This window comes from Streptomyces chiangmaiensis, assembly GCF_036281785.1.
Classification (GTDB): domain Bacteria; phylum Actinomycetota; class Actinomycetes; order Streptomycetales; family Streptomycetaceae; genus Streptomyces; species Streptomyces chiangmaiensis.
The window spans coordinates 1-5,836 of record NZ_JAYWVC010000332.1; the positions used below are offsets into that span (position 1 = coordinate 1).

Consider the following 5,836-nt stretch of genomic DNA (forward strand, 5'->3'; position numbering starts at 1 on the left):
TCCCCAGGTTCCCCGCGGACAACCCGGATGGTGGTACGGCCGTACGTCTTCCGTTCTGGCGCCGTTGTACCGGTCTCGGTCTCTGGCGTACCGCCGTTGTACCGGTCTACTAGAGATCGTGCACCTCGTCAGACACCCTCGCGTGCACCTCGTCAGACACCCTCGCGTAATGCGATTCGGTGACGCTCACGGAATTGGCCTCAAGGCCGGGTTCCGCTTCCGCGCCCTTTTCTCTACCGGCAGGTTCTCGACGAGCGATGTGCATCGGGGCAGTGATCAAGGCGGAACCTCAACCTTGCGGCCGGGGCCGCCGATGGGAGTCTGGGGCCTACGCGGAGGACCCCGAGCCCTTCATTCGGAGAGCGGTGCTCCTCCGTGCGCATACGTCGAGCTTCTGAGCTGCGGAGGAGCCCCTACCTTGCACCGCGGGTCAGAGATAGGACACTGGGGCCGAGGAGAGCCGCATGGGGACGACCAAGCACCTCGTCAGGCTCCAGTTCGAGGTGAACGGCCCGGCCGTCGAGGGCGAGTGGACCAGCGCAGCCACAGCCCGCGACAGGTACACGGAGTGGGTTGGGCTCTACAGCAAGAACCCGGACGTAGTGATCCGACTCATCGAGGAGACCGACGACCGCCAGCGCGTCCTCAAGACTTGGACCGCGCAGGGCGAGGTCGACGGCCCGGCCAGCTGAGCGTCCGAGCCCCGCGCGGGGTCACGTCGGGTCCATGAGCGGACCGAGTGCGAGCGACGCACCGCACTCCTTGCAGGCGACCGCGCCGGCCGTCGACCGCAGCACCTCCAGTGCCTCGAACACGTCCAGTTCGCCGCCGCCGGCGGGCGTCTCGGAGCAGTCCCAGACGTGTACGACGACCGCGCCAGGGTGGCCGTGGCGCGGGGGAATCCGCTGCACCTTCCACCCCCACCGGTCGGAGGCGGGGCCATCTTTATCCTCCTGGTCCTCCCGGGGCAGGGCGTACGTGGGGACCTGCTCATACGAGACACCCTCGACCGGCCGGGCCTGGTCGGGGGTCAACCACACCCGGTACTCGCGCGGCTCAACGCCCTCGGTCACCGCGTCGTTGGCCCACATGGGCAAGCCCACCCAGTACATCCAGCCACCCAGCTGCCACTGACGACGCTCATACAGCCGGCCCCGCAGCTCCTGTTTTCTAGGGCGGGCGAAGCTGTGGCGTGACGTGGCGCGGACGGACCTCGTTGATCTTCTGAGGCTCGTTTTCGGGGGGTGTGGCTCTGTGGCGGGTTGTTGTATGGACCGTCACGACGAAGGAGTTGCACGTGCGGGCGTTTCCCGTGGATCTGCCGTCCGGTGCCCGGTACTGGACAGTGATCGATGACGATCTGTGTGTGGTGCCGGTCGCCGACCAGTGGCTTCGGTTCCTGCGGTTCGGGCGTAGCCGGACGGAGCTGACGACGCGGTCGTACGCCAGCGGGGCCGCCTTCTACTTCCGCTGGTGCCGGGCTACGGGGCGGCGGTGGGAAGAGGCGGCGCGGGACCTGGGCTTGTTCATGGCGTGGCTGCGTTATTCGCCGGCCCGGCTGGGCGCCGAGACCTCGACGGTCGTGTGGGGTCCGGGCACCCGGCCGGTGCGGGGTGAGCGGCGGGTGAACGGCGTGCTGGCCGCGGTGCGCGGCCTGCTGTCGTACGCCGTGTCGGTGGGCGCGGTGCCGCGTTCGGTGCTGGGGCAGCTGTATGAGCTGGCGGACAGCCGGGATCTTCCGGAGGAGGCGAAGGGGGAGGAGACGGGTCTGTATTACCGGCTGCGGGCCCGGCACCGGCTGCAGGAGCCGAAGGCGGACGTCGACCGTGCCCGGGACGACGAACTGGTGGCGATGTTCCTGGCGTGCCGCAGCGCTCGGGACCGGCTGATCGTGCTGCTGCACGGCCGGGTGGGTCTGCGGCGGGGCCAGGTGGCTGGACTGCGCCGCAGTGACTGCCATCTGCTGCCCGACTCCCGTGCTCTGGGCTGCGACGAGGACGGCGCGCACGTGCATGTACGGCGCCGGGCGAACTAGAATCGGGCGTGGTCGAAGTCGAAGACGGCGTGGGTGCAGCCGCTGGACTTCCTCGTGGTGCAGGCGTTCGACCAGTACGTCGACGAGCGGCTGGAGCGGCTGGGCGCGGGTGGCAGCGACTTCCTGCTGGTGAACCTATCGCGCGAGCCGCTGGGCGCGCCGATGTCGCCGACGGCGATGGGTGAGCTGTTCGAGCGACTGTCGGGGCGGGCGAAGCTGGGGCGCAAGGTCGGCCCGCACATGGCCCGCAGGGCGTTCGGCAGCAACGTTGCGGATGCCGGAGGCAGTTGGGACGAAGTGCAGATGCTGCTGGGGCAGGAGCATCCTGGATCGGTCGCACCGTACGTGATCCCGGACCGCAGCCGGGTGCGCGAGGCCGTCGAGCGGGTTCCCTCGCCGCGGGAGCTGTCCGTGCGAGGTGAGCGATGACGGCGCCGCTGCAGGTCGCGGCCGAGCCGTTCCTCGGTGAGGATGATCCGCGGACCCGGCAGATCGTAGAGGCCCTGGACCCGGAGTTCCTGCGGATTGTGCGGTGGGACTGGGAGCTGCGGGTGATCTTCTACCCCAAGGACCATCCCGTGCTGGGCATGCCGGACTGCTGCGTGAACGGCTGCAGCAGGGGCGTGAGGTTCGAACGGAAGATGTGCATGGGCTGCGAGCGGGCCTGGAAGCAGTCGGGGCAGTCTCTGGAGGACTTCGCCAAGATGGCCAAGCCCCGGATGCTAGGTATGCGGCAGGAGATGTGCCGGGTGCCGCGCTGCGGCAGGCCGGCCAAGTCTGCGCGGAGCGCGCTGTGCGACCCGCATCATCGCCAGCGGGTGGACACTCTGAAGCTGCCGGTGGAGGAATTCCTGCGCCACCCCGCGGTCACGCCCCGCGCAGGCACCGGGTAGTGCGAGGTAGAGGTCTGCTACCGGCTTCGCGACTACGAGAACTCCCGCTACTGCAAGGCGCACTCGCTGCGGCTGAAGTACGCCCGCAGGCGCGGTGAGGTGGCGGACGAGGAGGTGTGGCGGCGCACGGCATCAGCCGTGAACGCCGACCGGGAACTGTGTCTGCGGGGCCTGCCGGACCGGGTCGTCGCAGAGGTCCTCTACGGTCTGCAGGCCCGCACCGAGGCAGGCGCCAAGACGCGGGATCACTTCCTGCGGCCGTTGTGTGACCGGCTCAGGGAGATGCAGGCGCCGACCCTGGAGGTCATGCACGATCCGAAGGTCTTCGCGACGCTCGCGCACGTGAAGTCGACGCGCGGGGTGGTCCGGACGATGCTGATGTGGCTGGGCCGGCTCGGAGCGACGGCGGAGTCGGAGCGCCGCAAGGACGTGTGGGACTTGAAGATCTTCACGGGGCATAACGGCACGCTGGACTTCACCCGGATCTCGCAGCCGGCCCTGCGGGAAGCGGTGAAGCATTGGGCCTACGACGACCTGCCACGTCGGCGGGGCAAGCGGCCGGGCGGGGCGGTCCAGCCGTACGTGACGGCCATGAACCTGCTGTCGGAGAGCCTGCGCCTGCAGCGTGAGGACGGCGGCATGCATCCCGCCGAACTGCGCCGCGGGGACATCGTCGCCTTCTGCAACCGACTCGCGTTCCTGACCGAGACGGGCCGGATCTCCGCTCGCACCCGCAGCCACACCGTCCGCAACACCGCGCTCGTGCTGACCCGCATCCGCACCCTGGGGCTGACGCACCCGGGAGGGCCGATGGCGGGCCTGCCCGCCGACTTCCGCCTCCAGCGGGAGGACACTCCTGACGAACCCGAGGACACCGAGGCCGGCAAGGACCTTCCCGACGCGGTCATGCGCCAACTGTGCGAGCACCTCGACGAACTGGAACAACTGATCAGCCGGGAGGTCCGCGTGGGGACCGAACTGCTGATGGACACCGGCCGGCGCCCCGAGGAGATCCGAGAGCTGCCCTACGACTGCCTCCGGCAGGACCCCGACGGCTCCCTCGTCCTGGTCTACGACAACTACAAGTCCTACCGGATGGGACGGCGTCTGCCGATCGGCAAGGCCACCGCTGCTGTCATCACCACCCAGCAGCAACGCGTGCGTGACCTCTTTCCCGACAGCCCGCTCGGCGAGCTGAAACTGCTGCCGAGCATGCGGGCCAACCCGCACGGCACCAAGGCGATCAACTCCATCGGCGAAGGACACCGCACCTGGGTCGACGTGCTGCCTGATTTCCTGGTCCCCACCACCGTGGAGGAGAACGGGCAGCCGGTCACCCGGATGCTGCCGTTCGACAAGACCAGGATCTTCCCCTATGCCTACCGGCACAGCTACGCCCAGCGGCACGCCGACGCCGGCGTGGCCCCGGATGTCCTGAAGGAGCTGATGGACCACTCCGATCTCAAAACCACACAAAATTACTACCGGGTCAGCCAGGAGAGGCGGCGAGAGGCCGTGGACCGGGTGATCGCCTTGCAGTTCGACCGCAACGGCACCCGCATCTGGCGCAAGGCCCAGTCGCTGCTGGACTCCGAGCACGTCCGGCGGGCCATCGGAGAGGTCAGCGTCCCCTACGGAGTCTGCCAGGAGCCCTCGAACGTGGCGGCCGGCGGCCAGAGCTGCCCCATCCGGTTCCGGTGCGTGGGTTGCGACCACTTCCGCACGGACGTCTCCTACCTGCCCGACCTGCAGGCATACCTGGCCGACCTGCTGCGCAGCCGGGAAAGGCTGATGTCAGCGTTCGCCGCGGACGACTGGGCGCGCAGCGAGGCCATGCCCTCGCAGGAGGAGATCCGCCGGGTGCGCCGACTGATCGACCGTGTCAAGGCCGATCTCGGCGACCTCACGCCGGAGGAGCAGGCGCAGATCAGCGAGGCCGTCGCGGTCGTCCGCCGCAGCCGGACGACGATGCTAGGCATGCCGCGTATCGGCCCGCCCGTGTCCGACGTCCACAGCGTGGAGTCCGTATGAGCACGGCCATGGCCGACGGCCGCCGCGCCGACAGTGAGCGTCGCCGTCAGCGGGTAAAGACCGCCCTCCAGAGAGCTGTTGCCGACGGGACGACGGTCAGCGTGAGCGGCATCGCCCGGCAAGCCGACGTCGACCGCACCTTCCTCTACCGCCACCGCGACCTGCTCGCGCTGATCCACGCGGCCGAACGCGAGCCGCACGGATCGCCGTCTTCAGCCGGCCCGCCCGTCAGCCTGGCGTCGCTTCAAGCCGACCTTGCCAACTCCCACGCCCGCAGCACCCGGCTCGTCACACAGATCCGTCGCCTGGAGCGGCGCCTGTCGGAGCTCATGGGCGAGCAGACGTGGCGCGAATCGGGACTGGGCGCGCCTGCCGACCATGAAGAACTCCAGCGCCAGGTCGTGAACCTGGAGCAGATGAACACCGAGCTGACCGCACGACTGGAGGAGAGAGACGCGGAACTGGAGGCGGCCCGTGCGGCCAACCGCGAGTTGACCCGGGCCTTGAACCAACGTGCCTGATCGGCGGGCCGCATCACGAGGGCGGCATGGAGGCATCGAGGCGGGCCAGGGAATCGGCCGCCTCTTGGCGGAAGTAGGCGATCAGGGTGGTGTCGGTAGCCAGGCTGTGAAGCAGGTCGGGTGCGCGCCGATCGCCCACCTCGGCCAGCTCATCAGCTGCATCCACCCGGTCGGAGCCCGGCATATTGGTGTCGGTGGCCAGGGTGTAGAGCAGGTCAGCACCGCGCTGATCGCCCAGCCTGGCTAGGGCTTGAGCCCTCTTTCGGCGCTCCCTTTTGTCGAAAACGGTGTCGATGATGAGGGTGTGGAGCGGGTCGGCTGCGCGCTGATCGCCCAGGTCGGCCAGCGCTTCAGCA

8 protein-coding genes are annotated in these 5,836 nt (G+C 69.0%); 6 read left to right on the plus strand and 2 right to left on the minus strand.

Features of this window, described 5'->3' with window-relative positions:
- The first annotated feature begins 464 nt into the window (after positions 1 to 464).
- Positions 465 to 692 carry a hypothetical protein gene (locus tag VXC91_RS41615; RefSeq protein WP_329512559.1) on the plus strand — a complete coding sequence of 76 codons (228 nt, stop codon included), beginning with the start codon at positions 465 to 467 and terminating at the stop codon, positions 690 to 692.
- Positions 693 to 713: 21 nt separating this feature from the next.
- Here the strand turns inward: VXC91_RS41615 and VXC91_RS41620 are convergent, their stop codons facing one another.
- Complete coding sequence (locus VXC91_RS41620) at positions 714 to 1,103, minus strand: DUF6233 domain-containing protein (protein WP_329512560.1); 390 nt, start codon at positions 1,101 to 1,103, stop codon at positions 714 to 716.
- A 194-nt stretch (positions 1,104 to 1,297) separates the two neighbouring features.
- Here VXC91_RS41620 and VXC91_RS41625 point away from each other — a divergent pair, with 194 nt between their 5' ends.
- The 5 genes from VXC91_RS41625 (at position 1,298) to VXC91_RS41645 (ending at position 5,480) form a co-directional block, all read left to right on the plus strand.
- Positions 1,298 to 2,035, plus strand: coding sequence for a hypothetical protein (locus tag VXC91_RS41625; RefSeq protein ID WP_329512561.1), 738 nt, complete (start codon positions 1,298 to 1,300; stop codon positions 2,033 to 2,035).
- Positions 2,036 to 2,068: 33 nt separating this feature from the next.
- A complete protein-coding gene (locus VXC91_RS41630; protein WP_329512562.1) occupies positions 2,069 to 2,464 on the plus strand; it encodes a site-specific integrase in 396 nt (131 codons plus the stop codon).
- On the plus strand, positions 2,461 to 2,928 hold the full coding sequence (locus VXC91_RS41635; RefSeq protein WP_329512563.1) for a hypothetical protein: 468 nt from the start codon (positions 2,461 to 2,463) through the stop codon (positions 2,926 to 2,928). Before VXC91_RS41630 ends, VXC91_RS41635 begins: the two co-directional genes overlap by 4 nt.
- Before the next feature lie 99 nt (positions 2,929 to 3,027).
- Positions 3,028 to 4,959 (plus strand): tyrosine-type recombinase/integrase, encoded by a 1,932-nt coding sequence (locus VXC91_RS41640; protein WP_329512564.1) that lies wholly within the window; start codon positions 3,028 to 3,030, stop codon positions 4,957 to 4,959.
- Positions 4,956 to 5,480 (plus strand): DUF6262 family protein, encoded by a 525-nt coding sequence (locus tag VXC91_RS41645; RefSeq protein WP_329512565.1) that lies wholly within the window; start codon positions 4,956 to 4,958, stop codon positions 5,478 to 5,480. Before VXC91_RS41640 ends, VXC91_RS41645 begins: the two co-directional genes overlap by 4 nt.
- A gap of 13 nt (positions 5,481 to 5,493) precedes the next feature.
- Here VXC91_RS41645 and VXC91_RS41650 read toward each other — a convergent pair.
- Positions 5,494 to 5,836 (minus strand): HEAT repeat domain-containing protein (locus VXC91_RS41650; RefSeq protein ID WP_329512566.1); only part of this gene is annotated, 343 nt, incomplete at its 5' end.

Coding starts and splice junctions, on each gene's coding strand:
- VXC91_RS41615 (WP_329512559.1), top strand. CDS start 465: ATGGGGACGACCAAGCACCTCGTCAGGCTCCAGTTCGAGGTGAACGGC.
- VXC91_RS41635 (WP_329512563.1), top strand. CDS start 2,461: ATGACGGCGCCGCTGCAGGTCGCGGCCGAGCCGTTCCTCGGTGAGGAT.
- VXC91_RS41645 (WP_329512565.1), top strand. CDS start 4,956: ATGAGCACGGCCATGGCCGACGGCCGCCGCGCCGACAGTGAGCGTCGC.